Below are 25,485 nucleotides of genomic sequence, written 5' to 3'. Positions count from 1 at the left end.
TCGACCACAAAGATTTTTCGCAATGGTCAACATCGATGCGGACGCGACACGGCGGGGTTCTGCGCACCCAAGGCCACTACGCCCGGTATGCAGCACGTCACGATTTCGGTCCGCAGCAGTGAAATTGTCAATGCTCGACACATCACACCCGCGTTAACTTGCGCCAGAGTTGGCGGGGTAGTGACATGCTGAAAAGCCTGGGAAAGGTCGCATTGTGGTTCAGGCATCGCACCCGCATGTGCGTGTGCCTGCGGAATGCGCTGCTGAGCGACGAGTTCAGGGCGCGTGTTCGCCCATTGATCCTTTTTCGATATGCGTGCTGGTGCGACCGTTCCGATACCTACGATTGACAAAGTGGAATCGCCGATCGGCTTGGCGGTACAAGGCCGCGTGAAGCGGGTCTTCATTCTTTGTCCGACGTAGTCTCGCGCGCGTCAACTATCACCTTCGCACATGCGGATTGCGCAAGACGTAACCGCCGCCGCATGGCAGTTTGGTTGATCGACCATCCAGGCGCGCCACACGGTCGGGGCACCTCCTGTCGGGTCACGTCACGGAAACCGTACCGCAACCCACGTGCAATGCGGCAGTCACGCTGAACACCTAGGATCGGCCGCGATCATCAGACATTACATCCGACAGGTGCATCGTGAACGCCATCCACCCCCTCTTGCAGCCGCTGGTTCTGCTCGCTGTCCTCAGTCCTGTTGGCTCGGCCATGGCCGAGGTGTACATCAGTGAGATCCACTACGACAACGCCGGCACCGACGAGGGTGAGGCGGTGGAGATCACCGGCCCGGCCGGTGTCGATCTCACCGGTTACAGCCTGGTGCTCTACAACGGCAACGGTGGTGCGCCGTATGCCACGACGCCGTTGTCCGGAGCCATACCGGACCTCGCAGACGGTGTCGGCGTGATCACGGTGAACTACCCGGTCAATGGCCTGCAGAACGGTTCGCCGGACGGGGTTGCGCTGGTCGACCCGGATGGTGGTGTGCTCGAGTTCTTGAGCTATGAGGGGGTGTTCGTCGCAGTCGGTGGACCTGCCGATGGCATGACCAGCAGCGACATCGGTGTCACGGAATCGAGTGGGACCGCACCGGGCGAGTCGTTGCAGCGGGTGTCCGATGTCTGGGAGGGGCCGGTAGCGAGCAGTTTTGGGGCGGTCAACGCCGGCGGCGTGGTCGTAAACCCACCGGCCTTTTATCGAATCAGCGATGTACAGGGCCTTGGAGACACGAGTCCCTTGGTCGGTCAACCGGTCACCGTCGAAGCGATCGTCGTTGGCGACTTCCAGAATGGCGATGCAGACGAGGCACGGAACCTGGCCGGTTTCTTCCTCCAGGAGGAAGATACCGACAGCGATGGCGACGCGCGCACTTCCGAGGGCATCTTCGTATTCGATGGCGGCAGCCCGGCGACCGACGTGAACATCGGCGACCGCGTACGCGTCACGGGCACCGTCGAGGAGTTCTTCGGTGAGACCGAGATTTCCGATATTACGGGCATCACGCTCCTGTCCTCCGGTCATGCACTGCCCAGTCCCGCGGAGGTGCAATTGCCCGCGGCGGCGGTGACGACGAGCCAGAACGGCTTCGCACAACCTGACCTGGAGTCGTACGAGGGCATGCGGGTGGTGTTTTCGGACGCGCTCACGATCAACGAGATGTTCCAGCTGGACCGGTTCAACGAGATCAAGCTCGTCCAGGGCGAACGGCCTCAGCAGTTTACCCAGTACAGCACACCGAATGCGCTGGACTATCAATGGCACCTGGAACTGCTCGGCGCGCGGCAGATCATCTACGACGACGGCCTAAGCGTTCAGAATGCTCCCATCGGAAACCTGGACGGTTTCGGGCCGGTGTTCACCACAGCCAGCGATATCCGGATGGGCGATACCATTTCCGGTCTGACGGGCGTGCTGGACTACAAGTGGGCGGGCAATGCCGCATCGGGATCGACCTGGCGGGTGCGCGCGATCCGCGACGGTGACAACCTGTTCGAAAAGCAGAACCTGCGCCCGTCGTCTCCGGAGGCCGTCGGTGGGACGCTGAAGGTCGCCAGCCTCAACGTGCTGAACTTCTTCGCGACGATCGACCAGGGGACGCAGGTGACCGCGAACGGCAGCGACCCGCGCGGCGCGGACAGTGCAGAGGAGTTGTCTCGACAGACCGACAAGCTGGTACGCGCGGTCACCGCGATCGACGCGGATGTGCTCGGCCTTCTGGAACTGGAGAACGACTTCGCAGCAGGCGCTCCCGGCAATGCGATCGCGTACCTCGTCGAAGCACTCAATACCGCCGCCGGCAGCCCGGAATACGACTGGATCGAACCCGGCACACAGTTTGTCGGCACTGACGCCATCTCCGTCGGTATCATCTATCGGCCTGCGCGGGTAAACCCGGTGGGGCAAGCGGCGATCCTCGACGATCCCGCTTTCACCGATCCGAACGACACCGGCCTGCAGCGCAGCCGGCCTGCGCTCGCGCAGACCTTTGAAGAAACGGCCAGCTACGAGCGCTTCACGCTGGTTGTCAATCACCTCAAGTCCAAGGGTGCGTCCGGACTCGATGCCGACCCCTCGATAAGCCCCGCAGACGTCGACGCGATGGATGGGCAGGGCTATTGGAACAACACACGGGCCGCTGCAGCCCAGGCACTCGCCGACTGGCTGGCTACCGACCCCACGCATTCGACGGACCCGGATTTCCTCGTCGTGGGCGACTTCAACGCCTATGCAATGGAGGACCCGGTCGCGACGCTCGAGTCCAACGGCTACGTGGATCTGGCACGCGAATTCGTCGCTGAACAGGCCCATTCCTATGTCTTCGACGGCCAGACGGGTACGCTCGACTACGCCTTCGCCGGCGCGTCGTTGCTCGGCCAGGTCAGCGGCGTCACGGAATGGCACGTCAACGCCGACGAGGCGGATGCGATCGACTACAACCTCGACTTCGGGCGAGATGCGGCGATCTTCGATGGCGACTCGCCGGCGCGAAACTCCGATCACGACCCGGTTGTCGTCGGGCTCGCACTCGACAGCGTCCCGCCAAGGCTGCATGTGCGGTTGAACCCGAAGGTGTTGTGGCCTGCGAATCACAAGTACGTGCGGGTGCACGCACGCGTGTTCGCACGAGACAACGTCGATCGGTCGCCGGACGTGAAGCTGCTCTCCGTTACGTCGAGTGACCCCGATGGTGGTCACGGGACTCGTCGCAAAGACAAGGATATCGTCATCCTCAACGATACGACCTTTCTGCTGCGGGCGGAACGCACGGATCCCCGGCGCGGGCGTGTCTACACCGTGACCTACGAAGCGACCGACGACGCCGGCAACGTCAGGACCGCAACCGCAACGGTGCACGTCCCGGCGAACAGGGGCGGTCACGACTGATCGGCGTCGGGAGGCTACACCGGGTCGAACACCCGGTGTGGGCCCTCGCATACCGCGGTATTGACTTGCTGCGAATCAACGCTTCGCCGCTACCCTCGAAGCGGTTTCGTACCGGCGCTGTCCAGCGATGCGGCATAGGGACATGCCGTCATCCAGGCTTCGTTTTTCTGTCACACCTTCCTGCTACGGTTTCGCCGCTGTACGCAATAACCAATAAGGACTGTGCACCTAATGAAACTCAAACCACTTGCCGCCAGCCTCGCGCTGGTCCTCGTCTGTGCTCACGCCGCGCATGCCGGTCACGGCAGGCACCACAGCGCGCCCCAGATGTTCCAGCATGTCGCCACATTCGACGTGACACGTAACCGCGTCACGGTCGGCACAGATGAGATCGTCAGCGAAGTCGCCGAGATCGTCGACGTCACCAAGAACGGCCGAGGACTGGTCTACACAGACTCGGCCTCGAAGCTGATCGGCTTTGTCGACATTACCGATCCCGCCAACCCGACCGAGGACGGTGTCGTGCTGCTTGACGGCGAACCGACCAGCGTCGCCGTGCACGGTCGCTACGCGTTGGCCGGCGTCAACACCTCGGCCACCGCAGCGGTGTACTGCGCCGACGACGATGAAGACATCGGCTTCATCACCGATTGGAGCGGCAAGCTGGTCGTCATCGACATCGCCAGACGCACCATCGTCGCCGAGCTCCCGATGGGCGGGCAGCCCGATTCCGTCGCCGTTTCCCCCGACGGCCGCTATGCCGCGGTGGTAGTAGAGAACGAGCGTAACGAAGACGTCAGCGACGGCCTGATTCCGCAGGGTTCGGTGACCGACACCAGCGACCCCTGCGACCTGACCGCCAGTGGTGCGCCGGTCCCCGGCAAACTGGTCGTCATCGACATGAGGGGCAGACCACGGCACTGGACGACGCGCGATGTGAACCTGGCCGGTCTGCCGGGGATGTTCGCCGCGGACGACCCCGAGCCCGAGTTCGTCGACATCAATCGCGCCAACATGGCGGTCGTCTCGCTGCAGGAAAACAACCACGTCGCCATCGTCAACCTGCGCAATGCGAGGGTGGTCAAGCACTTCCCGGCCGGCGAGGTGGACCTGCGCAACGTCGATACCGAGGAAGAGGACTTGATCAACCTGGACTCGGATATCACCAAGCGCCGCGAGCCGGACGCCGTCGCCTGGATCGGCAACGGGCTGTTCGCCACCGCCAACGAAGGGGATTACGAGGACGCATCCGGCGAGGAGGGCGGCAGCCGCGGCTTCACCGTGTTCAACACCGCCGGAAAGGTCAAGTTCGAGTCATACGAATCGTTCGAACACACCCTGGTCAGCGCCGGTCACTACAACGAAGGCCGCTCCGAGAACAAGGGTGTCGAACCCGAATCGGTGGAGTTTGGGCGCTATGGGCGCGACGACCTAGTGTTCGTGGGCTCTGAGCGTTCCAACGCGGTCGGCGTCTACAAGATGCACGGCGTCACGGCGGAACTGCAGCAGGTGCTGCCCACCGGCATCGGCCCTGAAGGCCTCAAGGCGATTCCGCAGCGCAACCTGTTCGTGGCCTCGACCGAAACCGATGTTTTCGACGCCGGTATCCCGACGATGATCAACATCTACCAGCGTCGGAAAGGGGAGGCCAGTTATCCGCAGATCGTATCGGCCGACGACGCCAACGGTCTGCCGATCCCCTGGGTGGCCCTGTCCGATCTGGTCGGTGATCCGAGCGACCCGGACGTCCTGTATGCCGTCAGTGATTCCTACCTGGCGAAGGGCTTCATCTACAAGATCGACGTCTCCGACAGACCCGCACTGATCACGGATCGTCTGGAGGTGAGAAGCAGTGACCCACTCGATCTCGAAGGTGTGGCCGTCGGTCCGGACGGCGGTTTCTGGCTGGGCAGCGAAGGCCAGACGCCCGGCGGCCGCGACAACCTGGTGCTCAAGGTCGATCCCGCCGATGGCAGCGTGCTCGAGCGTATCGAACTGCCGGCCGACCTGATCGATGAGCGTCGCGGCAACGGCATTGAAGGCATTGCCGTCACCGGCGCGCCGGGCAGTGAACTGGTGTACGTCGCGATCCAGCGCGCCTGGCCGAAAGAGGGTGATAGCGACAAGGTGAACACCAAGATCGGCCGCTACGACGTGAGCACCGGCACCTGGTCCTTCGTCCACTACCCGCTGGAGGCGGAGAACGCGGGTGACTGGATCGGTTTGTCCGGCATCACGGCCATGCCCAACGGCACCTTCTGGGTGATCGAGCGCGACAAGGGCTGGGGCGACAGCACGCCGCCCAATGCAGAACTCAAAGCGATCTTCGAGGTCGATCTGGCGTCGGCGAACTTCCAGCCGTACGGGGCATCGCTGGAAACCGTCGACAAGGTGTTGGTCAGGAATCTGACCGACACCATCGCTGCCAACAGCATCTGGACGGCAGAGAAACTCGAAGGCTTCGCGATCTCGGCTGACCAGCAGTTGTATGCGGTCACCGACAATGACGGCGTGGACGATGCCCCGGGCGAGACGGTGTTCCTATTCCTCGGCGACTACACCTCGTTCGGCACCGACTAAACCGGTGTAAACCATTGCTCGTTTGCCCCGCCATCTGGCGGGGCTTCGTATTTCGCGACCAGTGACGTCGTCGAACCCAGACGCCGGTAGAGCATCGCGTGCTCAGGGTTCGCCCACTTTCGCGCACCCTGTCGGCGGCTCCAGGTAGTAGTCGCACCGCTCGCCGAAGGTCAGGGGCTGGAGCCTCGCGATCACGTCGTCCGCCCAGGCGACGGCTTGGGCAATGGACCCGGGCCAGATCCGCACCGTGGCATCCTTTGCCCAACTCAGGACGCGCCCGTCGGACAGCTGAAACGCCCGCCGGACGGGCGACGTGTGTCCGCGGAGCTTCGGCCCGGGCTCACCGTCGGGTCGAATGATCTGCAGATCGTTGCGTCCCACCGGCCATACCAGCAGGGAACCATCGGACAGTGACTGGGCGCCGGACACGGGCCCATCCAGTGCCCGTGGTCCTGCAGTGCCGTCGGTGTTCCAGATGCGCGTGTCCCGACCGGACGTCGACACCAGCAGGCGACCGTCCGCCAGTGGCAACACCTGACGCTGTCGATACCGCCCGTCGGCGCCCGAAGGATACTGTGCTTCGGTGACTGCGCCGCCCGGGCTCACGACAAACAGACGGCCATCGATACCGTTCAGCAAGATACCGCCGTCTTTCAGTGGCGTCGCCGTCATTGCAGCCGAGGCTTCACCCAGGCCGAGCGGTGATCCCCGCTCGCCGTCGGCCTCCCAGATGCGCGGCGGCCCGCCCCAGAAGGTGGTCAGTATCCGTCCGTCACCGAAAGTGACGATCTGTTTCGGCGCGAGCGGTTCGTGAACGTTGAACACCTTGCCCGGCTCACCCTCTGCGCTCCACAGCTGCAGACGGTTGTCGTCGCCCACGGTGACGTAGCGCCCGCCCTGCAACGCCACGACGCGGTAGAACTGTGTGGTGCCGGTCGCTTCGCGCCTGCCGACCAACTGCAGGTCCGGACCCCACAGCCACACCTGCCCGGACCGACCGAAAGCAAGGATCCGACCAGAGGGCGTGGTTGCGACATGCAGAAATTCGGCATCGGGGCCTGCCAGGTCACCGATCACTTCGCCGGCACGGTTCCAGATCCGCAACGCCGGTCCGGACTGGCGGTCGACGAAGATCGAGCCCAGGGTCAACAGCCGGCCATCCGGCATCTCGACGAGGCCGGCAACGTCACGCGACTCGTTGCGCAACACGGGACCGGGTCGCAGGTCCGTGTCGTACAGCACGATCGATCCGCTGTTCGTGTGCACGGCGATGTCGCCGCTGGAGAGTTGTTGGACGCCTGCGGCTTCTCCGCCTTCCAGGTGAAGCTCGCTGCGCGGCCACGGCGCCTCGCTCCAGACCCGCGCCGTGCGGTCCCAGAAACTCCAGGTCAAGAGGCGTTCACCATCCAGCCGCTGCACGCCCGATACGCCCGCCTCATGCCCGCGCAATACCAGCAACGGCGCGCCATCCCGGCCCCAGACGCGGGCGGTGCGGTCGGCGCCATAGGTGACGATGCGCCCGTCCGGCCATTGCGCGGCGGCATAAGCCGGTTTCTCATGACCGCGCAGCACCGGGCCACGCGTGCCGTCCGTGCGCCAGATGGTCGGGGTGCGGGAATTGGTCCCGAGCAGCAGGCGGGCATCGGCCAACTCGAACCCCTGCAGCGGCAGATCGCTTGCCGCAATCAGCGGCACCGAGTCGCCCTGCGCAGTCCACAGGCGCGCCCACCAGACGTTGTCGTGAAGGGCTTCCTGGCCCCAGGTGAGAAAGCGACCGTCGCGCAGCGCAAAAGCGCCCTGTGGTCCATACAGATGGGCTTTCTCGATCACCGTTTCGAGCTTTCCTTCGACGGACCAGATGTGCACGGCGGGTCCGTTCTCCCAGGTCACGATCCGCCCGTCGGTCAGTTCGAATGCGCCACGCAGGTTGTGTTCGTGACCTTCCAGCACCGCGTCCGGTGTCCCGTCGGCGTGCCACGACATCGCGGTGTAGGCCAGTTTGCCGGCTTCGCGCCCCGGTCCCTGCTGCCACGTCAGAAAGCGACCGTCGCTCAACAAGCGCGCACCCATGATCTGCTTCAGCGGACTGCGCAGCACGATCAGCGGTTCCAGCCCTGGGCTCCAGACGCGGTATTCGTTGCCGATCAGCGCCGCGATGCGGCCATCGTCGAGACGCTCGAATCGGATCCAAGAGGGTTCGTCGAGAAAGGTTTCGATGAAGCGGCCGTCGTCGTTCCACAGCCTGGCGGTCTTGTCGACGCCCCAGGACAACAGCCGGCCATCCTGCAGGCGCAACACCCCGTGCACGCCGGTATCTTCGGAGCTGCCCGGCTCTGTCGGGTTCTGGTGCGCGAGGACTGTCTTCAGCAGGGTGCCATCCGTGCCCCACCAGCGGAGCGTGCCGTCCCGACCCCAGGTGAGCATGCGTTCGCCGGACAACGCCATCACGCCATCCAGGCCTGCCGTATGTCCGCGCAGCGTCGCCAACTCGTGGAGTTTGCCGTAGGCATCGAAGATCACCTGCACAGGCTCGATCGCAAACGGACGATCCGGCGCCGTCAGATCGGCGGGAAGCGCGGCCCGGGCCAGGCCGAGCGCGTTGGCAACGTCGCCCTGCGTCAGATGTTCGCGCGCCGCACGCGCGAGGAACCGCGACTGGACCAAGAGGGCCGTGTCCCGCTGAGCGTCGGCGCTCGCGGCCGCCGATGACGCGCGCGCCGCCTCCTGTTCCGCCCGCTCAGCGGCAACGCGCTCGTCTTGTGCCTTCCGGTAGGCGACCCAGCCGGTGGCTGCAGCCACGGCAAACAACACCAGCGCGACGACCAGGCCGACGGTCGTGGCGCGGACGACGCGGCGGGCCGCACTGGCCTCGTTGGCGCGGGCGGTCTGCGCGGCGTCGCGTTCCGCTTCCGCGATCGCCTTCGCCTTCTCGAGTTCCTCCAGTCGCCTGCGCTCATCGCTCAACAGGCGGCTATCTTCCTCCTCGCTGGCTTGAATGAACGCATGTTGGAGTTCCGTCGGCGCGGGCGCGTTGACGGGTTTTTCGTTCTGCCATTGCCGGACAGCGACCAGCGCGGCTCCGCGCAGCAGGTAAGCCGGGGCGCGTCCGGACAGTTCCCATTCCACGGCCTTTTCGCCGAGCCGCGTGTGTTCTCGCAACCATGCAAGATCGCTCTCAAGCGCAGCCACGAGTTTCGGCAGGCCGCTAACGGCATGTTCGCGGTCGAACGGAACGGCGTTGATGGCGCTCAGGTCCTCCGGGACCTTCGAGAAATCGACCGCGCGCCACAGGATAGGGATGATCCGCTTGGAGAGTCGACGCGCCTCCTTGATCTCCCACGCACAGACTTCGGAAGAAACGCTGTCGGGCGAAAGCACGAACACCATGGTGTCGCATTCGACGATGAGCCTGCTCAAACGCTGGCGCCATTCTTCACCGTGACCGATACCGATGCGGTCGATCAGGATCTCGAAATCCGAGGACAGCGCGAGTGCGGCGACGAGTTCGTCAGTGAACGCGAGATCCGCCCGCGAATACGAGATGAAAACCTTGGATCGGCCCGTACCTGCCATGGTCTGCCCGCGACACGCTCACTTCGCCTTCGAGCTTAGCAACAAACACAGCGGGTACCCCACATCGCTGCCCGACAGGGGTCAGGCAGGTTGCCACAGGCGCCGACCGGTGGCCGCGTCGCCCCAAAAAAAGCCCGGCCTGCGAGGGCGGGGCGAAAAGGTTACCTTATGGCGATGAAATGGTTCCTGGCATTGACCCTGGCCGGTATCGCGCTCGTGGCGGCCGCACTCCTTATCGCCGACCGAACCTTCACGACGCCGATTCACGAGACCGGTTTCGTGCGGGAAGCGGCCAGGGTGACCCTGCCGCCACGTCGGACCTCGACCCTTTTCGTGCCCATGACGGTATCGCTTGCCGCATTGGAGGACGCGGTCAACGCCGCCGTGCCCCCGCGCTTCACGGGGCAGAAAACCGATTTCACGAACCTTCTCAAAGGTGACCGCATCACCTGGCACGTGGACCGCGGGCCCATTCGCGTAACCGGCGATGGCCGCCTGCGTTTCGCAGTCGCCGCAAATGGCCAGGCGCACGCGTCCGGCGTCATTGACGTCGTGCTGGCAAAGAAGGAAGTCGGTGCCACCGCTCTCGTCGAGAGCGCGCTGCAGTTGTCCGGGCAGCCGCATGTGCTCGAGGACTGGCGGGTTCAGGCAAACCTGGCGGGCGACGTCGTTGTGCGTCGTGCCGACATCCCGATCAAGCACCTCGGCACTGTGTCGGTTCGCGACGAGGTCAGGCGCGTGCTGGACAGGGAGAAGGCGCGCTGGATCAGTCAACTCGAGCAGCGGATTGCCACCGATCGGTCGCTGAGACGCGAGGCGGAGGCCGCGTGGCGCAAGCTGTTCCTGACCCGGCAGCTGCTGAAGCAACCCGCCGTCTGGCTGCGCGTCAGACCCACGGTGGCGCGCCTGACCCAGGCCCGTATCGGCCGCGATGCGATCCATGTCGGCGTCGGGTTCGATTTCGTGTCGGAACTGATCTACGCGGACAAAGAGCCGGACAATCCGGTCACGCCGCTGCCGAATGCCCGGATCGGCCCGCTCAAGCGCGGCGCACTCGATGCCACGGTGGTCGCGGCGTTGCCCTGGGCGGCGCTGTCGACCGAGATCACCGACAAGGTGCGCGACACATCGATACCGGTCGCGGGTGGCGGCGACGTACGGCCGACGCGGGTGACCTTGTCACCCACGGGAGAGTCCATTCTCATGGAAGTCGACCTGTCGGCGCGCCACTCCTGGCTCGATCGCGCCGAAGGGCGCGTTTCGCTGATCGCGAAGCCCGTGCTGGACGTCGACGGGACTCGACTCTCGCTGCAGGATCTGCGCTACGCGATCGCCGGCGGCGCTGCGGTGAAGGCGATCGCGTGGTTGTATGAAAGCGACATGCTCAGACAGCTGGAAAGGCTCGCCACCGTGGATCTTTCGCCCTGGCTCGCGGCGGCGCGCAGCGACGCCCAGGAGACCGCCACCCAACTGGTTGATCGCCTGCCGGCGGGCGTCTCCGCGAAGATCGATGTCCAGCGCCTCACCGCGGACGCGATACTGCCGACCAAGGATTCGCTGCTGCTCGCGTTCACGGTTCAGGCCGCGCTCGACGCGAGTGTCACAGCGATCGATCTCCCGAAACGATGAGCTGATCGCGTCACCTGGCGACCGGCATCTGGCGACATCGCGCGGGCTCGCCATCGACGAGCGTGCCCGCAAAGGCGCAGGCGGCAGCCCGAGACGCCCGCCGGAACGTCACCCGGCCAATCGATCGATTGCCTATCATTTGAGGTGTGCAACAGCCAGCGGCGATCGCGCCGCGGGGGGGACTGATGCCTTTCTATAACCGCCTGCGTTGGAAGATCAAGGATGCCGCGCAACGACAGCGTGCCGCCAGGAACCTGATCGCGTTGCGCGACCAGCTCGACAGATCCGTGCCACCGAAAGACGCGGAGGACAACCTGTTGCTCGCGACCTGGAATATCCGCGACTTTGGCAAGCCGGTGCCCCAGCGGCGCGGCTGGGGACCGCGGCTGCCCGAGACATGGTTCTATATTGCCGAGGTCATATCGCGCTTCGATTTTGTCGCCGTGCAGGAGGTCAATCAGCTCGACGAGCTCGGCCACGTGATGGACATCCTTGGCCCGGACTGGGACTACATCGCCACAGACGAGACGGACCGCTCCATCGGTGGCAACGGGGAGCGCATGACGTTCGTCTTCGACCGACGAAAGGTGCACTTTGAGAAAGTGGCCGGCGAGATCGTCCTACCGCCTCAGTTGCTGATCAGCGAGGCAACGCTGGAGATTCGGGGAGAGAAGGTGATTGCCGGCAAACAGTTCAGGCGGACACCTTTTATCGCCTCCTTTCGATCAGGCTGGTTGAAGTTCGACATTTGTACGGTCCATATCTATTACGGCGACGATGCAGGCGAGGAGCTCGACCAGCGGATCGAGGAGATCGAGACCATCGCCGAGTATCTCAGCGAGCGTGCCGACCGCGCCCTCGGTGACGACAGAGCACTTTTCCTGCTCGGCGATTTCAATATCGTCAGCCCCGATCACGAGACGATGAAGGCACTGACCGATAACGGCTTCGTCGTTCCACGCGCCCTGCAGGAAAATCCCACGACCGGTACGAAGAAGCACTACGACCAGATCGGATTCAAGACCAAACCCGACCTCTTGGAGTACGTGGACAGCCGCTCGGATGATCCCCTCAAGCGCAATGCCGGCGTCGTGCCGATCTTTACCCACGTGTTTCGTCCCTCCCAGTTCGATGACTATGCCGATTTTGTCAAGAGCAAGACGACCGCGGGACGAAAGGCGGCTGACGAACGAAAACTCAAGAAAGTCTATCTGGAGTGGCGGACCTACCAGTTCTCCGATCATTTTCCAATGTGGGTGAGGCTCAAGACGGACGGAAGCGGGGCCTATCTCGATCGACTGCTGCAGGAGACCTGAGCATTCACACGCCGTCGATCAAACCTGCCGTTCAGCTCCAGAACCAGCGCTCGAAACTCAACCGCTGCACCAGGCGCGCCCTGCTCGAGACAATCGCCGGGAACCAGGCCAACTCGCGACCCGCGCCGTCAGGGGTCACCGCGGAGCGTGCGCGCACACCCCTCAGCCCCTCGGACTTCGCCCGCATGCCGACGGCTTGGCAGGCCACGTGTGGCACCGCTTTGCCATCCCGGTCGTGCGGGTAGTTGGACGGCAGCCCGGCCGCCGCAATGCCCTGGCGGGTATGACAGTCGCAGACGGTCTGGTTCCTTGGCAGGTGCGCCTCGACGAGCACCGGTCCCGTGTCGTCGCGCAGGTCTTCCGGTTCATAGGGCCAAAGGGCGATGAAACGTCTCAGGTTGAGGCGTGCAGTGATCAGATCTTCGTTCAGGTACAGGGTGGGGAAGCTGCCCGGTGGATTCCAGCGTCCTCCCAGGCGCATCGCAAAGGTGGCGTCGAGCGGGTCGGACCAGGCCGGGTCTGCGATCCGCCACCAGCTGTGTTCGTTCCGCAGTGCCTCTTTGCGCAGCGGCACCGATCAGTCGCCGACCCGATGGAAATCGAACATCCGCCGACAGGCCTCCAGCACCGCCGCGCTGCCATCGCGCGAGAGCAGGTCCAGCAACGAGACGCCGTCGAGCGCAGGGATGGGTTTGCGCACGACCGCCGGAATGCGATCGCGCTTGAGATAGCGCACCAGGAGATCGGTCGCCGCAGCGAGATCGGCCGCAAGCCCGGCCCGCTCGGCGGGCACGCCTTTTTCCATCCATTTACCGACCGCCTGCCGACTGACGCCCAGGACCCGGGCCGCCTCTGACTGGCTGAGGTCCCAGATCTCGAGGGTCCGCGCCAGTGCGTCGCGCGCCCGTTGTCGATCCAGGTGCTCCGAGAAGGCGTCGAGCCAGGCCTCTTCGCCCTTGTGTGCCTCGAAGAGTGCCTCGGCCACCGCCTTGGGGTCGCGTTGTCGTTGAACGGCTCGGTTGGGCATGGTTCCTCCTGCCCGCTACCGTATGTCAACCGCTATCATTTGTCAATTTGACGCCTGGACGCGGTCGCGGTGTCAGGCGGAACCCGTTGCCGGGCGCGTTGTCACAAAGACATCGTACGCTGATTACGATCCTGCAGATTGGCAGTATCATGGATCGACCGAGAAGGAGTCTTGCCGTCAGGCAGACTCCCTCGCTACGGAGGACAGGCAGTATGAGTAGCAACTCGGAGACAGGTGTGCAGGGGATTCACGCCGTCGAACAGAACTCGACCTCGTGGAAGGATGGCGTCTACCGGCAGCGCGAGGAACTGGCGCGCATGTTGCGCGAGCCGCTCGGGCTGCTGGCCGACAGATGTATCTCGGTCTGGGGCGAACGCGAGCGGTTGAACGCGGTACTGCTGGCCGGTTTTTCGAGCATTCCTTACTGCAGCCATCTGTACGTGCTGGAAAGCAACGGCAGGCAGATCAGCGACAATGTCGGCATCACCGGGATTGTGCCCGGCCACTTCGGCCGCAACCGGGCCGAGCGCCCCTATATGAAGGAATCGATGCCCGCCTGGGGTTTCCTGCTGTCCGATGCATATGTCGGGCTGGCGACACATCACCCCTCGTTGACCGCGTTGCAGGTGGTGGTCTCCGGGGTCGGCACGCGGGGCTACCTCGGCGCGGATTTCGACCTGCGCGGCCTGCCGGTGACATCGGCCCTGTACAGTGAGCCGAACGACTGGCGGCAGGTGAAAGGCGATCCGGCCATCCGCAGCACCTTGTTCCAGCAGAGCCGAACCGAGAGTCCGATGGATCGCAACATGTCGGTTGCACTATCGATACTCGAGGAGCTGCTGACGGAACGCGGCGTCTTCCAGTGCCAGATCCACTTCTCCAGCAGTCAGGCGACGATCTGGACGATCGACGATCCGATGCGCTATCGCATCTTCGATCACGAGGTGCTCAGCGACCCGGACATCTGCCTGGTATACGCGTCCTGTCCTTATCCCGGGGATGCGGCGATCCCGAAAGCGGACATCGTGCGAATCCTGTGCGCCATGCAGGCACTGCGCACGGTCGACACGACCATCTACCTGCGCACCGCCTCGCTGAACATCATGAATGGGATGGTCAGCCTGACGTTCTCGTGCGACGGCTCACATTACATGCGTTACGACGAGTTCCTCGCGAAAGGTCCGTCTTTCTGGACAGGGATGACCGGCTGACGGCCACAACGCGATGGAGATGCCGATGAAGGACATCTCAGCGACCTCATCGACGCGCCTGGCGCAGCATGACACAGCGGAGCATCGACTCCACCGAGTCGTTCGCGAGCAAGCGCGCCTTGGCGGTCGCCATGCGGCGTTCGGCCTCGCGACCAGGGGACTTGTCCAGTTTGCCGGCGGCCTTCTTTATCTCGCGGCGGGCGATATCACCACAGGCATCGGCCACCGTCTGGGTGTGCTCGGGCAGGCCCGTCCTGTCGGCCTGTCCCGACAACGCCAGGGGGGGCACGATGAAAGCGGCGATGAATATAGCGATGCGAGTCATGGCGGTACCTAGGGCAGGATGAGGGTATCGACGACGTCCGTGTTGTCGGCGCCGATCAGGTCGGTCTCGCCGGCGCGGATCGACACGGTGTCGCGCAGGATTGCCAGCGGTTGTTGCGCTGTGGCCCTGGCAAAGGCAACCGCCCAGAAACGCAGCGTACGCTGCGTCCCCGGCGCGATGTCGCCCACCGAATATTCGGCGGCCGAATCCGTCAGCGAGGTCTGTTCGAGACTGTCGAGCGTGCCGCCGGGCGGCAGGTCCAGAGGCGCGGGCAGCAATCCGGCGAAGCCCTCGGCATCGTTCAGCTCGAGGGTCAGCTCGTCGCGCACCCGTACGTCCGTCGCCGTCGCAGGGCCGCCGTTGGTGAACTCCACCGTGTAGAGAATCCAGTGCAGTGCCAGGTCGCCGAAGTGGGTGACGAATTCCTCGGCGGACTTGACGATCTGCAGATCGACACCCTTTGGCCGTTCGCGGATCTGTTCGACGTCGATGGAACTGTGTGCTCCGGGTCCGCCGTTGGGTGTCAGTGACGCCGAGGTGTAGACCCCGGTCACGTCCAGGCTCGCATAGGCCTGGATCACGACAAACCCTTCCACGTAGGGTGCAGGGAAAGTGCCCTCGAACGCCTTTTCGCGGATGTCTTCGCAGTCGACCTTAAGCGCCTCGTCGTACTGCAGGATGTCCTCACCCATCTGGCGGATCTCGCCCGCGCGCTGCTCGGCCGGCGGATAACTGACCGCCACCTTCTTGTGGAAACGCGCCGGCGGGTCGTTCGGGTTATGGATATTGATGGTCGTGCCGTAGAGGCCCGGCACCAGACGCAGGGTATCGGTGTCGGCCTGCGTGCCGCAGACGAATTTCGCAGCGTATTCATAGGGCGGGTTGGTGCAGCGTGCGCTGTCCTCGTTGTCGGCACAGGACTCGAAGACGATCGCATCCTCGCCGGTCAGCTCGTCGTCGGGGAACGTCACCTCGTCGCTGGGGTCACCGCTCGAACTGCGCATCGCCAGGCGCAGGTTCGCCCAGTCGTCGTAGCCGCCCAGCTCCTCGTTCGGCGAGGCCGTGCAGGCCGTGGTCGGCGTGAAATTGATATCGACCGCCACGCTACCGATGTCGAAGATCGGTGTGCCGTCCGGGTTGGTGTTGCCGCTCCAGTTGATGGGACCCGAGCCGGGCGCGATCAGACGGTTCACGCCGTCCGAGCCCCAGAAGGTGCTGTCGATACCGTCCTGAATACCCACCGCCTCGACCAACGCCGCCTCGTCGAGCGGGGGCAGGGCACTGCGTGAGTAATCCAGACGCGGACCCGGCAGCGATGAGTTCGGGATCAGGCGTGTCTGGAACGAATAGTTCATGACGCTGAGATAATTCGGCTTGCAGTTCGTGCCTTCGTTGCCGCCGTGGGCGAGGCCGAGCGTATGCCCGAGCTCGTGCATGATGGTGCCCGCCTGTTGCGCCCGCGAGCCGACCCGGTGTCCGCCGACGACCGTCCAGGGTGGACCACCACCGAGTGAGACCACGAAGTTGCCGCGCTTCGCACGCCCCGAACTGTTGCCGCCGTCGCGGGCATGCACCACGATCGCATAGCGGTAGACCAGGGCCTTGGCCGCGAGGGCGAGGGGATCGGCCTGTTCGGCCGGGGTGCCGAAGTTCGCGGCGCGCAGGGTGTCGAAATCGGTCCAGGTGTTGATGTTGTTCTGTTCGGTGATCTGTTCACCGATATCGATACGCAGGATGACCCCGGGCGACCCGTCCGCATTGCCCACGCTCGCCGGCGCATTGGCGAAGGCGTCGATCACGTCCTGCACCGCGTCGGGGTCCGGCAGATGGTTCTGCATGTAGTCCATCTCGACGTAGACGTTCTTGCGATCCGGGTCTGCACCGACCAGCGTGAAGTCGGCAGTACCGTTGCAGTCGATATCGATGCCGTCGGTCTCCCAGTCGTCGAAGATGCCGTCCTGGTCGCGGTCCGCGCCGGTTCGCCGGTGCGAGCGCAGCGCGATCGCGGTCACCCCGCGGCCGTCTCCCCAGCCGTCTTCGGCGAACAGCTCCTGGTAGTCCCCGAAGCGGTCGTCGAACACCAACCAGCGCTCGTTGCCGCCGGGGCTGCGGCCGATCACGATCTCGTCGACGGCATCACCATCGACGTCGCCGAAGGCCACCGCGGTCGCGGCGCGTTCGCCGCCCCAGCCGTCCGACGCGAAGTTCACGGTATTGCCGTCCGAGTCACGCATCAGCTGAAAGTCGCGCAGGCCGTCGTCCAACAGCACCACGCGATTGCCGACGCCGGCATTCAATCCGACCAGCATCTCGTCCAGTCCGTCGCCGTCCACGTCGCCGAGGTCCAGCGACGTCACCGCACGGTCGTCGGGCAATGCCGCACCCAGGGCGAGGATGCTCGCGAAACCGGCGTCGGCATCGTCGAACACCTCCCAGCGCATGTTGCCGCCCGCGGACCGACCGACGACGATCTCGTCGCGCCCGTCGTTGTCCACGTCGCCGGTCGCCAGGGCGGTGACCGAGCGTTCCTCGCCCCAGTCACCACCCGCCGCCAGCAGTTCCGCGAACCCGCCGCTCGCATCGTCGACGACGATCCAGCGCGGGCGTTGTTCGGCGCCGCCGGTACGCCCGACGACCAGTTCGTCGAAACCATCGCCATCGACGTCGCCGAACGCGAGCGCCGTGACGTCGCGATCGTTCGGCCAGCTGTCGCCACCGGTGTGCAGGGCGGCGAAGCCTGCGTCGGCGTCGTCGTAGATGCGATAGCGGAAGCCGGTCGGGCCGTCCCGCCCGATCGCGAACTCCATCGCCGCGTCGTCATCGACGTTGCCGACCGCGATCGCGTTGGTGCGACGCCCGATGCCCCAGTCGTCGCCACCGGTCAGCATCTCGACAAAACCGGCATTGGCGTCGTCGTAGACGAAGTAGCGTTCATTGACGCCGTTGTCCCGGCCCACGATGATCTCGTCGAGCCCGTCACCGTCAAGATCACCCGCGGCGAGTGCCGTGGTGTCGCGAAAACCACCCCATCCGGTGCCGGCCGTGTTCAGTGTGTCGAAGCCGCCGGCAGCATCCGAGATCACCGTCCAACGCATGTCCATGTTCGGCGAGGCACCGCTGTCACGGTTGCGTCCGATGATGATCTCGTCGGTGCACATCCCGTTCAGATCGGCCAAGGTGGCCGCAGGGACGCAGCAAACGACGGAGATGATGAACCGAAATGCGAAGGGGATTGTTCGATATTGCATCGTGCCTCCCTGCTCAGGCGCCGGTCCGGCACGCAAGCGATCGCCCAGTCAGCGACAAAATCCGTGGATTATTCGAAAGTAGTTCCTGGCGGTGGATCGTGCAAGACGGTCTGCAGGTCATTCACCCGCTCGAAAGCCGCGCCGACATTGGGAGAATTCACAGGAAGGGGCACGAACCATTGAGTGAACGGCCGACATAGAGCAGTGTCTATGTGGATGGTTGCGACGGACCCTTCATCCGTGACATGAAGCAGACAACGTGTTCCGGGAGCCTCTTCGACCACCAGCGTTCGTGCCCGAAACGGAGGTCGAAGTACCGCGGCATCGAGACGACCCGGACAAGCCGTAATCAGAGCGGGTCGCGCGGACTATACTCGGGTACACGAGTCGACCGGCGAACTGTTCGGGCTCGTACGCACCAATGGAACCAGATGCCAGGACTTCTGCTCACCGCTGTCGTTTTCCTGATGCTGGCTGCGCCCTGTCTGGCCACTGCGCCGTCGCCCGCGAGGAACCCACCCATCGCGGCTGCGGTTGCGGATTTCGATTATTTCGACACATCAGGTGAGGCGATCGACCAGAGCGAGGCGCATACCAGGCGCATGCGGACCTTCGTCGAGATCCTGAAGCAGCGGCTGGTGGCGCAGGCGGGACTGCAGATCGTCGAGATCACCTGCGGTCGGCATGTGTGCAGCGCGGGCAGCGGGGCCAACGCGGGTTTGATCGATGCCGCACGGCAAGCCGATGCGCGCCTGCTGATCTATGGCGGCATCCACAAGATGAGCACGCTGGTGCAATGGGGCAGGGTCCAGGTACTCGACCTCGATGCCGAGCGCCTGCTGCTGGATCGTTCGTTCTCTTTTCGCGGCGACAACGACAAGGCCTTCGAACGCGCCGCCGGCTTTCTCGTGAAGACGCTGCAGGGTGTGCTCTCTTCGACACCGCTGTCGGATGGACCTGCCGAAGCGCGTTGACCGAGACGGGTGGGCATTCAAACGCGCGAAAGCAAAACCTTTGCGCAAGCGTGTTTCCCGCGAACTTGACGGCGAAGTCTATCGTGCAACCCGGTATTTCTTGAAGTTTTCCGCCTGCTCGAAGATCTCCCTGTATACCTCGTCCCAGTCGACGGGCGGATAAAGGATTATTATCAAACCTCGTAACCGGGGTGGCTCGGACGGAACAAACACAGCCAAACAGAATGCAAAACCGCAGGGGCGATCCCAATGGAATGGATGATCAGGACACTCGTAGCGCCATGGATACCCGTGATTCTCATGGCCGCCGGCATCTTCATTATTTATCTGGTGCTCAGCCGGTCAGAGAAAAAGCTCAATCACGGCAAACGCTCACCGTTCCCGCGCGAGTTTCTCCGCAGCCCGGGGCACACCCTTTACGAGCAAATCGAAGACCTCCGACTGGACTTCATGGGTTGGTTCGTTGCGGCCATGATCTGGCCGCCACTGCTTTATACGGCGTTGTTGGGCCAAGCGTATTTCAACGACAGGCCGCTTTCGCCGTCAGGTTGGGTGTTTTACGCCATTGCCGGTATTGGGGGCATAGTCGTCGTCGCGCGCAAAGCGGTGCAGTCCTTCCAAAGGATTCGTCAACTGCGGTTGGGGTACGAAGGTGAGTTGGGGGTGGGGCAAGAACTCAATCAGTTGATGCTTCACGGGTTTCGCGTTTTCCATGATTTCCCGGGCGAGCAGTTCAACATCGACCACATCGTGATTGGAAAGTCCGGCGTTTTCGCCATCGAGACGAAGGCGCGCTCGAAACCCAACACCGGGGCCGGCAAAGCAGACTCGACGGTGATCTGCGATGGCACTCGGCTCATATTTCCGACATGGACCGAGATTGGGCCGATGGAGCAAGCCGAGCGTCAGGCAGCCTGGCTCGCCAAGTGGCTTGCCAGCGCCGTGGGCGAAGTCGTCACGGTCAAAGCGGCGGTGGTGATCCCAGGCTGGTTCGTGGAACGCAAGAAAATCGGCAACGTTCTTGTGTTCAACGCCAAGGAATCGAAGCAGGCCATCGTCGATTTCCGCGGCCCGCTGTTGTCGGACGTTATGGTGCAGCGTATTGCGCACCAGGTTGAAGGACAGTGCAGGGATGTGGCACCACGGTCATTCAAGGCAATGAGATAGGAGGGTTGGCGAGAGTGCCGATTTCTGGGCAACCAGCGATTCCACTGAACCCCAACAGACAGGCCCAGGCGCACGACCAAGGATCTCATCGAGCCTGAAACGCCCTGTCGATCTTTTGTACGTTTCACAACAGCTCCCGCATCTTCTCCCTCGCACGAAACAACCGCGTTCCTGCACCGGCATTGGAGATGCCGAGGTGCTCGGCAATCTCTTTCTGCGAGTAGCCGTACACGACCTGCATCAGCAACGGCTCGCGGTATTCCAGTGGCAGCCGGTCGAGAGCGCCGCGCAGCACGAAGGCCTCGGTTGACGTGTCATAGTCGTTTCGCTGGGCGGCCAGCTTGTCGTCATCTAGCTCCGCCTGTTGCAGCGGTGCGCGTCCATAGTGCCGTGCGTTCTCGCGGCGAACGATCGTCAGCAGCCAGCCCTTTGCCGCCTTGCGGTCGTTGAGCCGGTCGATCGACTTCCACGCGCGGATCAACGCCTCCTGTACCACGTCTTCGGCGACGGTGCGGTCGCCGGACATCCAGTAGGCGAAGCGGAACAGGTCGTCCAGGTGCACGGCGACCAGTTCGTCGAACCGTCGCCTGCGGTCCTGTTCACCGGGGTGGGCTTCACCTCCCGTGCGCGCGTCGGCGACAGGGTTCGTCGCTGCACCGTTCCGGACTGTGATCGGCCGGGCAGTGGAGTCGTTGCTTGCGGCGTTCATGGTGAATTCCCTTATCGTGATCGATTGGTCGCGTTGCGGTGCGGTGGTAGCCGGTGTCACAGACCAAGTGCGCTGAGGCCCGGGTGACCGTCGGGTCGCGGCCCCAGCGGCCAGTGATACAAACGCTGCGACGCGCTGATCGGCAGGTCGTTGATGCTGGCGATACGCACGCGCATCAGACCGTTGTCGTCGAACGCCCAGTTCTCGTTGCCGTAGGCACGAAACCAGCTGCCGGCGGCGTCGCGCCATTCGTAGCCAAAGCGCACAGCGATGCGGTTGCCGCTGAACGCCCACAACTCCTTGATCAGGCGGTAGTCGCGTTCTCTGTCCCACTTGCGCCGCAGGAACTGCACGATGGCGTCGCGACCCTGCAGGAACTCGGCACGGTTGCGCCAACGACTGTCAGGCGTGTAGGCCAGCGACACCTTGTCCGGATCGCGACTGTTCCATGCGTCTTCGGCGAGGCGGACCTTCTGCGTCGCGGTTTCGGATGTGAACGGCGGCAGTGGAGGGCGTTGATGGATCATGGCGTTTCTCCATGGTTGGCGAGGCGGGCACGCAGCCTGGCGTTTTCGGAGGCGAGAGTGTCGAGACGCTCACGCAACGGACGCACCGCTTCGCCGATCTGCTGCTCGGTGTAGCGCGGGGTGATGTGCTGTGAGCAGTTCCAGTCGTAGGCCTGCAGATGCAGCCGGAAGACGCGTTCGAGCCGCGCCTTGTAGCCGGTTACCGATACTTGCCGTGTCAGGTCCGGGTCGGCATCGAGCGCGAGCACCTCGACGTGCACGTACATCTTCAGCCGTGCACGCTGTGCGTAGTCCATCAGCAGCAGGCAGGCGCGACCGTCTGCGGTGGCATTGCCGGTACTGATGTATTGCCGGTTGCCGCGGTAGTCGGCGAAGGCGAGCGTGCGCTCGTCGAGCACCTTCAGAAAGCCCTGTGGACCTCCGCGGTACTGCACGTAGGGCCAACCGGTCTCGGACACCGTCGCCAAATAGAAGCTGTCGCGTTCGGCGATGTAGCCGGCCACGTTGTCGCTGAAGCGATCGAACGCGCGGTGGCCCTTGAAGTCGGACCAGATCCCATCGGCATTCATCTGCTCCTGTACCTTCCGAACACTGGGCGTCAGCGCGATGTCGAGGAAGCCGTAGGCCATGCGGAGTCTCCGGGCGAATCGTGAATGGCGCCCGGGACCGCCGTCCCGGGCCGTTGACGTCAGGCGGCTTGCGATGCCCGGATCTCGGGAAAATCGATATCCGTCTTCGCGACCTCGTTGAGGTAGTTCGTGAAGCTGTTCTCGGCGACCAGGGCGACGATCTCGACGATCTGCGCATCGCTGAAGCCGGCCGCCCGCACGCTGGCTAGATCGGCGTCGCCGACGTGACCGCGCTCGCGCGCGACCTTGGCGGCGAAGTGCACGGCGGCGTGGGCCTTGGGATCGGACGACGTGCCTCTACGGTTCAGGGCGACCTCGTCAGGCCCGAGCTTCGCGAGGCTCAGGCCCAGATAGGTGTGGGCGGACAGGCAGTAGTCGCAGCCGTTCACCTGGGCGACCGCCAGCGCGATGCGTTCGCGGGTCTTGGCATCCAGCGCCTTGGTCAGCGCGCCGTTGAAGCCGGTATACGCGGTCAGCGCGGCGGGGCTGAGGCCGATCAGGCGGAACAGGTTGGGGACCGAGCCGAGCTGCCGGTGCACGGCGTCGAGTGTGGCCTTGGACGCCGCGGGTGCATGGTCGAGGGACGGGATGGCGATGCGTGACATGGTGTTCTCCTTACGGGTTGAGGGCCCCCATCGGGCCGCTGAAAAGAACACTAGGCGCTTCCGAAAAGAAAGATAATCCGCCATTATCAAGAACCACAGTTCCGGAAACTGAGATAATCTATGGACCGACTCGAAGCCATGGCGATGCTGGTGGCGGTCACCGAGCGGGGCAGTTTCTCGGCCGCGGCGCGGGCGCTGGACGTGCCGCTGGCCACGCTGAGTCGCAAGGTGTCGGACCTCGAAACCCTGCTCGGTGCACGCCTGCTGATCCGCACCACGCGCAAACTGACGCTGACCGATGCCGGTATCGCCTATGTGGCATCGGCGCGTCGGATCCTCGAGCAGGTCGACGAGGCCGAACGCGAGGCGGCCGGCGAGTTCACGCAGCCGAAGGGCGAGTTGGTGCTCACGGCGCCGATCATGTTCGGGCGGCTGCACGTGCTGCCGGTCGTCGCCGAGTTCCTGGCCGCGTTCCCCGAGATCAGCATCCGTCTGCACCTCGGTGACCGCAATGTCGACCTGATCGACGATCACGTCGACATGGCCGTGCGATTCGGCAGGCTGCCGGACAGCTCGATGGTCGCGACACCGATCGGTGACATGCGCACAGTGACCTGCGCGAACGATGCCATTCTGGCGCGGTACGGCGTATTGGAGCGGCCGGAAGACCTGCTGCGCTATCCGTGCGTTACGGTGGAGATTCCGTTGCCGTCGCCGGCCTGGCGCTACCGTGTTGCCGGTTCCGACACGGCGCTCGAGATTCCGGTCGTCCCGCGCCTCGCCGTGACGACCACCGAGGCCGCAGCACAGGCGGCGATGCAGGGCGTCGGCGTCACGCGGCTGTTGCATTATCAGGTGGCAGAGCCTGTCGCCCGTGGCGAGCTGAAGATCGTGCTCGAGAATTACGAGCCGGAGCCGGCGCCGGTCCATCTGATCCACGCGTCGCGCGGCCGCATGCCACTCAAGATGCGGCGTTTCCTCGATTTCGCCGCACCGCGGCTCAGGGAGACGCTTCGCCAGATCAGCGAAGCCGGGCGCGGTTAGCCTCGATCCACAAGGTTCTCACCATGGAAGGTGAGGGCAACAATGTCGAATCCCACGACGATCTGAACTTCTGCAGATCTGTCGGCGATGCTTCGCGAAGCGGGCGATCGAGCAATGGAGAGGATGATGAAGCCACCGAAAGACAACAGGATCCTTGTCGTTGGTGCCAGCGGGGCGACGGGCAGGTTGCTGGTTGAGCAGTTGCTCGCCCGGGGATGCGAGGTCAGGGCGGTCGTGCGGTCCAGGGACGGGCTGCCCGAGGCCCTGCGCAGCCATCAACGCCTTTCGACGATCGAGGCCAGTCTGCTCGACCTCGACGACAGCGAACTGAATCAACTGACGGATGGCTGCGATGTCGCCGCCTCATGCCTGGGACACACCCTGTCCCTGAAAGGTATGTTCGGGCCGCCGTATCGCCTCGTTACCGAAGCGACTCGTCGGCTGACCAGGGCGCTGGCGGCGGGCGCCGGCGAGAAACCTGCCCGGTTCGTGTTGATGAATACCGCAGGCAACAGCAACCGGGATCTCCAGGAGAAGTTGACACCCGGCCACCGCGCTGTGATCAGCGTGATTCGTCTGTTGATACCGCCGCATGCCGACAACGAGCGGGCAGCGGACCTGCTCCGGCTGGACATCGGTCAAAACGACGCCGCACTGGAATGGTGTGTCGTCCGCCCGGACACGCTCACTCGCGACACAAGTTCGACAGCGTATCAGGCGTTCGCGTCCCCGGTCCGGAGCGCCATCTTCGATCCGGGTCGAACGAGTCGATTGAACGTTGCACGATTCATGGCGGACCTGATAACCGACGACGGCGTCTGGTCCCGGTGGCGCGGGCAGATGCCCGTGGTCTACGACGCCACATAGTGCCAAGCGGTCCCCTTGGCCCGATTCGAATCAGGTCGCCGGGTGCACGCGATGGTGGGGTGTCACGTCAGCGGATCTCCGAATACTCATTGGCCACGGCATCGAGAAAAGCGGCCATGCCGCTGGCCGATTTCAAGTGGTGCACGCGTTTGCAGTCGACCTGCTCTGCAACCAACTGCCGGTATCTGGGAGTCAATTTTTCATGACAGCGCCGAAGTACCCGATAGCTGTTCAATGTGCCACTCCACATCGGACTGTTTTCGGGCCAGCCCTCGGGCGTTACGGCCAGGCCCTTCACGAAACGTTTTGTTACCCAGAGGTAGTGCGTGAATAGTGGTAGATCGACGTAGATCAAGGTGTCAGCAATCGAAAAACGCTCCCAGGCAGATGGCACGCAGCCAAAACCGTCGATGATCCACTCCTCTCCACGTAGCAGTTCGGAATGAATCCGACGGTACTCCTCGTAAGGCACCTCGCCACCACCGGGCCTGTATCGAATGGTGTCGAGTGAGTGCACCGGCAAACCGGTGATGCCGGCCAGCCGCCGAGCCAGTGTCGATTTGCCGCCGCCGGCATTGCCAAAAACCGCCACTCTCTTCATCTCAGACACTCTACTCACTGAGCCACATTCCATGTATCCCAATTTGTGCATGGAAGGCA

The 25,485-nt window shown here is 63.9% G+C and carries 19 protein-coding genes; 9 read left to right on the top strand and 10 right to left on the bottom strand.

The features are described from left to right. Positions 1-649: 649 nt before the first annotated feature. Both H6955_18760 and H6955_18755 read left to right on the top strand, forming a co-directional pair. A complete protein-coding gene (locus H6955_18760) occupies positions 650-3,394 on the top strand; it encodes an ExeM/NucH family extracellular endonuclease (GenBank protein MCP5315608.1) in 2,745 nt (914 codons plus the stop codon). 231 nt (positions 3,395-3,625) lie between these two features. Beyond that, the gene (locus H6955_18755; protein MCP5315607.1) at positions 3,626-5,974 is read left to right on the top strand and encodes an esterase-like activity of phytase family protein; all 2,349 of its coding nucleotides are present in this window, start codon (positions 3,626-3,628) and stop codon (positions 5,972-5,974) included. A gap of 102 nt (positions 5,975-6,076) precedes the next feature. On the opposite strand, the gene H6955_18750 is transcribed toward H6955_18755, so the two are convergent. Continuing rightward, positions 6,077-9,547 (bottom strand): TIR domain-containing protein, encoded by a 3,471-nt coding sequence (locus H6955_18750; GenBank protein MCP5315606.1) that lies wholly within the window; start codon positions 9,545-9,547, stop codon positions 6,077-6,079. 174 nt (positions 9,548-9,721) lie between these two features. On the opposite strand from H6955_18750, the gene H6955_18745 reads away from it, so the two are divergent. After that, positions 9,722-11,176 (top strand): DUF4403 family protein, encoded by a 1,455-nt coding sequence (locus tag H6955_18745; GenBank protein ID MCP5315605.1) that lies wholly within the window; start codon positions 9,722-9,724, stop codon positions 11,174-11,176. 185 nt (positions 11,177-11,361) lie between these two features. Then, positions 11,362-12,492 (top strand): endonuclease/exonuclease/phosphatase family protein, encoded by a 1,131-nt coding sequence (locus H6955_18740; protein MCP5315604.1) that lies wholly within the window; start codon positions 11,362-11,364, stop codon positions 12,490-12,492. Between the two features lie 31 nt (positions 12,493-12,523). Here H6955_18740 and H6955_18735 read toward each other — a convergent pair whose 3' ends face one another. Beyond that, positions 12,524-13,066 (bottom strand): RES domain-containing protein, encoded by a 543-nt coding sequence (locus tag H6955_18735; protein MCP5315603.1) that lies wholly within the window; start codon positions 13,064-13,066, stop codon positions 12,524-12,526. Between the two features lie 3 nt (positions 13,067-13,069). Then, complete coding sequence (locus H6955_18730) at positions 13,070-13,519, bottom strand: hypothetical protein (protein MCP5315602.1); 450 nt, start codon at positions 13,517-13,519, stop codon at positions 13,070-13,072. Between the two features lie 317 nt (positions 13,520-13,836). On the opposite strand from H6955_18730, the gene H6955_18725 reads away from it, so the two are divergent. Further along, complete coding sequence (locus tag H6955_18725) at positions 13,837-14,730, top strand: hypothetical protein (GenBank protein ID MCP5315601.1); 894 nt, start codon at positions 13,837-13,839, stop codon at positions 14,728-14,730. A 46-nt stretch (positions 14,731-14,776) separates the two neighbouring features. Here the strand turns inward: H6955_18725 and H6955_18720 are convergent, their stop codons facing one another. Both H6955_18720 and H6955_18715 read right to left on the bottom strand, forming a co-directional pair. Continuing rightward, positions 14,777-15,055: a hypothetical protein gene (locus tag H6955_18720; protein ID MCP5315600.1), complete on the bottom strand. Its 279-nt coding sequence runs from the start codon at positions 15,053-15,055 to the stop codon at positions 14,777-14,779. A gap of 8 nt (positions 15,056-15,063) precedes the next feature. Further along, entirely contained in the window at positions 15,064-18,303 is a 3,240-nt protein-coding gene (locus tag H6955_18715) for an FG-GAP repeat protein (GenBank protein MCP5315599.1), read from the bottom strand. A gap of 431 nt (positions 18,304-18,734) precedes the next feature. Here H6955_18715 and H6955_18710 point away from each other — a divergent pair, with 431 nt between their 5' ends. Together H6955_18710 and H6955_18705 are read left to right on the top strand one after the other, a co-directional pair. Further along, positions 18,735-19,277 carry a DUF2380 domain-containing protein gene (locus H6955_18710; GenBank protein ID MCP5315598.1) on the top strand — a complete coding sequence of 181 codons (543 nt, stop codon included), beginning with the start codon at positions 18,735-18,737 and terminating at the stop codon, positions 19,275-19,277. A 249-nt stretch (positions 19,278-19,526) separates the two neighbouring features. Beyond that, positions 19,527-20,444, top strand: a complete 918-nt coding sequence (locus tag H6955_18705) for an NERD domain-containing protein (protein MCP5315597.1) — start codon at positions 19,527-19,529, stop codon at positions 20,442-20,444. A 124-nt stretch (positions 20,445-20,568) separates the two neighbouring features. Here H6955_18705 and H6955_18700 read toward each other — a convergent pair whose 3' ends face one another. The 4 genes from H6955_18700 to H6955_18685 are packed head-to-tail and all read right to left on the bottom strand — an operon-like array spanning position 20,569 to position 22,914. Beyond that, entirely contained in the window at positions 20,569-21,153 is a 585-nt protein-coding gene (locus H6955_18700) for a sigma-70 family RNA polymerase sigma factor (GenBank protein MCP5315596.1), read from the bottom strand. 56 nt (positions 21,154-21,209) lie between these two features. Beyond that, positions 21,210-21,680: a nuclear transport factor 2 family protein gene (locus H6955_18695; protein MCP5315595.1), complete on the bottom strand. Its 471-nt coding sequence runs from the start codon at positions 21,678-21,680 to the stop codon at positions 21,210-21,212. Next, entirely contained in the window at positions 21,677-22,309 is a 633-nt protein-coding gene (locus tag H6955_18690; protein ID MCP5315594.1) for a pyridoxamine 5'-phosphate oxidase family protein, read from the bottom strand. The genes H6955_18695 and H6955_18690 overlap by 4 nt, the downstream gene beginning before the upstream one ends. 59 nt (positions 22,310-22,368) lie before the next feature. Beyond that, positions 22,369-22,914, bottom strand: a complete 546-nt coding sequence (locus H6955_18685) for a peroxidase-related enzyme (GenBank protein ID MCP5315593.1) — start codon at positions 22,912-22,914, stop codon at positions 22,369-22,371. Between the two features lie 120 nt (positions 22,915-23,034). Here H6955_18685 and H6955_18680 point away from each other — a divergent pair, with 120 nt between their 5' ends. Both H6955_18680 and H6955_18675 read left to right on the top strand, forming a co-directional pair. Beyond that, complete coding sequence (locus H6955_18680; protein ID MCP5315592.1) at positions 23,035-23,958, top strand: LysR family transcriptional regulator; 924 nt, start codon at positions 23,035-23,037, stop codon at positions 23,956-23,958. Positions 23,959-24,084: 126 nt separating this feature from the next. Beyond that, positions 24,085-24,825, top strand: a complete 741-nt coding sequence (locus H6955_18675) for an SDR family oxidoreductase (GenBank protein ID MCP5315591.1) — start codon at positions 24,085-24,087, stop codon at positions 24,823-24,825. Between the two features lie 67 nt (positions 24,826-24,892). Here the strand turns inward: H6955_18675 and H6955_18670 are convergent, their stop codons facing one another. Next, entirely contained in the window at positions 24,893-25,426 is a 534-nt protein-coding gene (locus tag H6955_18670) for an adenylate kinase (GenBank protein MCP5315590.1), read from the bottom strand. Between the last annotated feature and the right edge of the window lie 59 nt (positions 25,427-25,485).

The organism is Chromatiaceae bacterium (genome assembly GCA_024235395.1).
Lineage (GTDB): Bacteria > Pseudomonadota > Gammaproteobacteria > Chromatiales > Chromatiaceae > Thiosocius.
Note: the sequence above shows the minus strand (reverse complement) of the source record. Positions and strands in the feature narration are given on the sequence as shown.

Excerpts from the sequence above, each read along its gene's own strand:
- H6955_18710 (MCP5315598.1), top strand. The coding sequence starts at position 18,735 with ATGCCAGGACTTCTGCTCACCGCTGTCGTTTTCCTGATGCTGGCTGCG.
- H6955_18715 (MCP5315599.1), bottom strand. The coding sequence starts at position 18,303 with ATGCAATATCGAACAATCCCCTTCGCATTTCGGTTCATCATCTCCGTC.
- H6955_18695 (MCP5315595.1), bottom strand. The coding sequence starts at position 21,680 with ATGATCCATCAACGCCCTCCACTGCCGCCGTTCACATCCGAAACCGCG.
- H6955_18745 (MCP5315605.1), top strand. The coding sequence starts at position 9,722 with ATGAAATGGTTCCTGGCATTGACCCTGGCCGGTATCGCGCTCGTGGCG.
- H6955_18680 (MCP5315592.1), top strand. The coding sequence starts at position 23,035 with ATGGACCGACTCGAAGCCATGGCGATGCTGGTGGCGGTCACCGAGCGG.
- H6955_18750 (MCP5315606.1), bottom strand. The coding sequence starts at position 9,547 with ATGGCAGGTACGGGCCGATCCAAGGTTTTCATCTCGTATTCGCGGGCG.
- H6955_18725 (MCP5315601.1), top strand. The coding sequence starts at position 13,837 with ATGTTGCGCGAGCCGCTCGGGCTGCTGGCCGACAGATGTATCTCGGTC.
- H6955_18755 (MCP5315607.1), top strand. The coding sequence starts at position 3,626 with ATGAAACTCAAACCACTTGCCGCCAGCCTCGCGCTGGTCCTCGTCTGT.
- H6955_18675 (MCP5315591.1), top strand. The coding sequence starts at position 24,085 with ATGAAGCCACCGAAAGACAACAGGATCCTTGTCGTTGGTGCCAGCGGG.
- H6955_18720 (MCP5315600.1), bottom strand. The coding sequence starts at position 15,055 with ATGACTCGCATCGCTATATTCATCGCCGCTTTCATCGTGCCCCCCCTG.
- H6955_18705 (MCP5315597.1), top strand. The coding sequence starts at position 19,527 with ATGGAATGGATGATCAGGACACTCGTAGCGCCATGGATACCCGTGATT.
- H6955_18740 (MCP5315604.1), top strand. The coding sequence starts at position 11,362 with ATGCCTTTCTATAACCGCCTGCGTTGGAAGATCAAGGATGCCGCGCAA.
- H6955_18690 (MCP5315594.1), bottom strand. The coding sequence starts at position 22,309 with ATGGCCTACGGCTTCCTCGACATCGCGCTGACGCCCAGTGTTCGGAAG.
- H6955_18685 (MCP5315593.1), bottom strand. The coding sequence starts at position 22,914 with ATGTCACGCATCGCCATCCCGTCCCTCGACCATGCACCCGCGGCGTCC.
- H6955_18700 (MCP5315596.1), bottom strand. The coding sequence starts at position 21,153 with ATGAACGCCGCAAGCAACGACTCCACTGCCCGGCCGATCACAGTCCGG.
- H6955_18730 (MCP5315602.1), bottom strand. The coding sequence starts at position 13,519 with ATGCCCAACCGAGCCGTTCAACGACAACGCGACCCCAAGGCGGTGGCC.
- H6955_18670 (MCP5315590.1), bottom strand. The coding sequence starts at position 25,426 with ATGAAGAGAGTGGCGGTTTTTGGCAATGCCGGCGGCGGCAAATCGACA.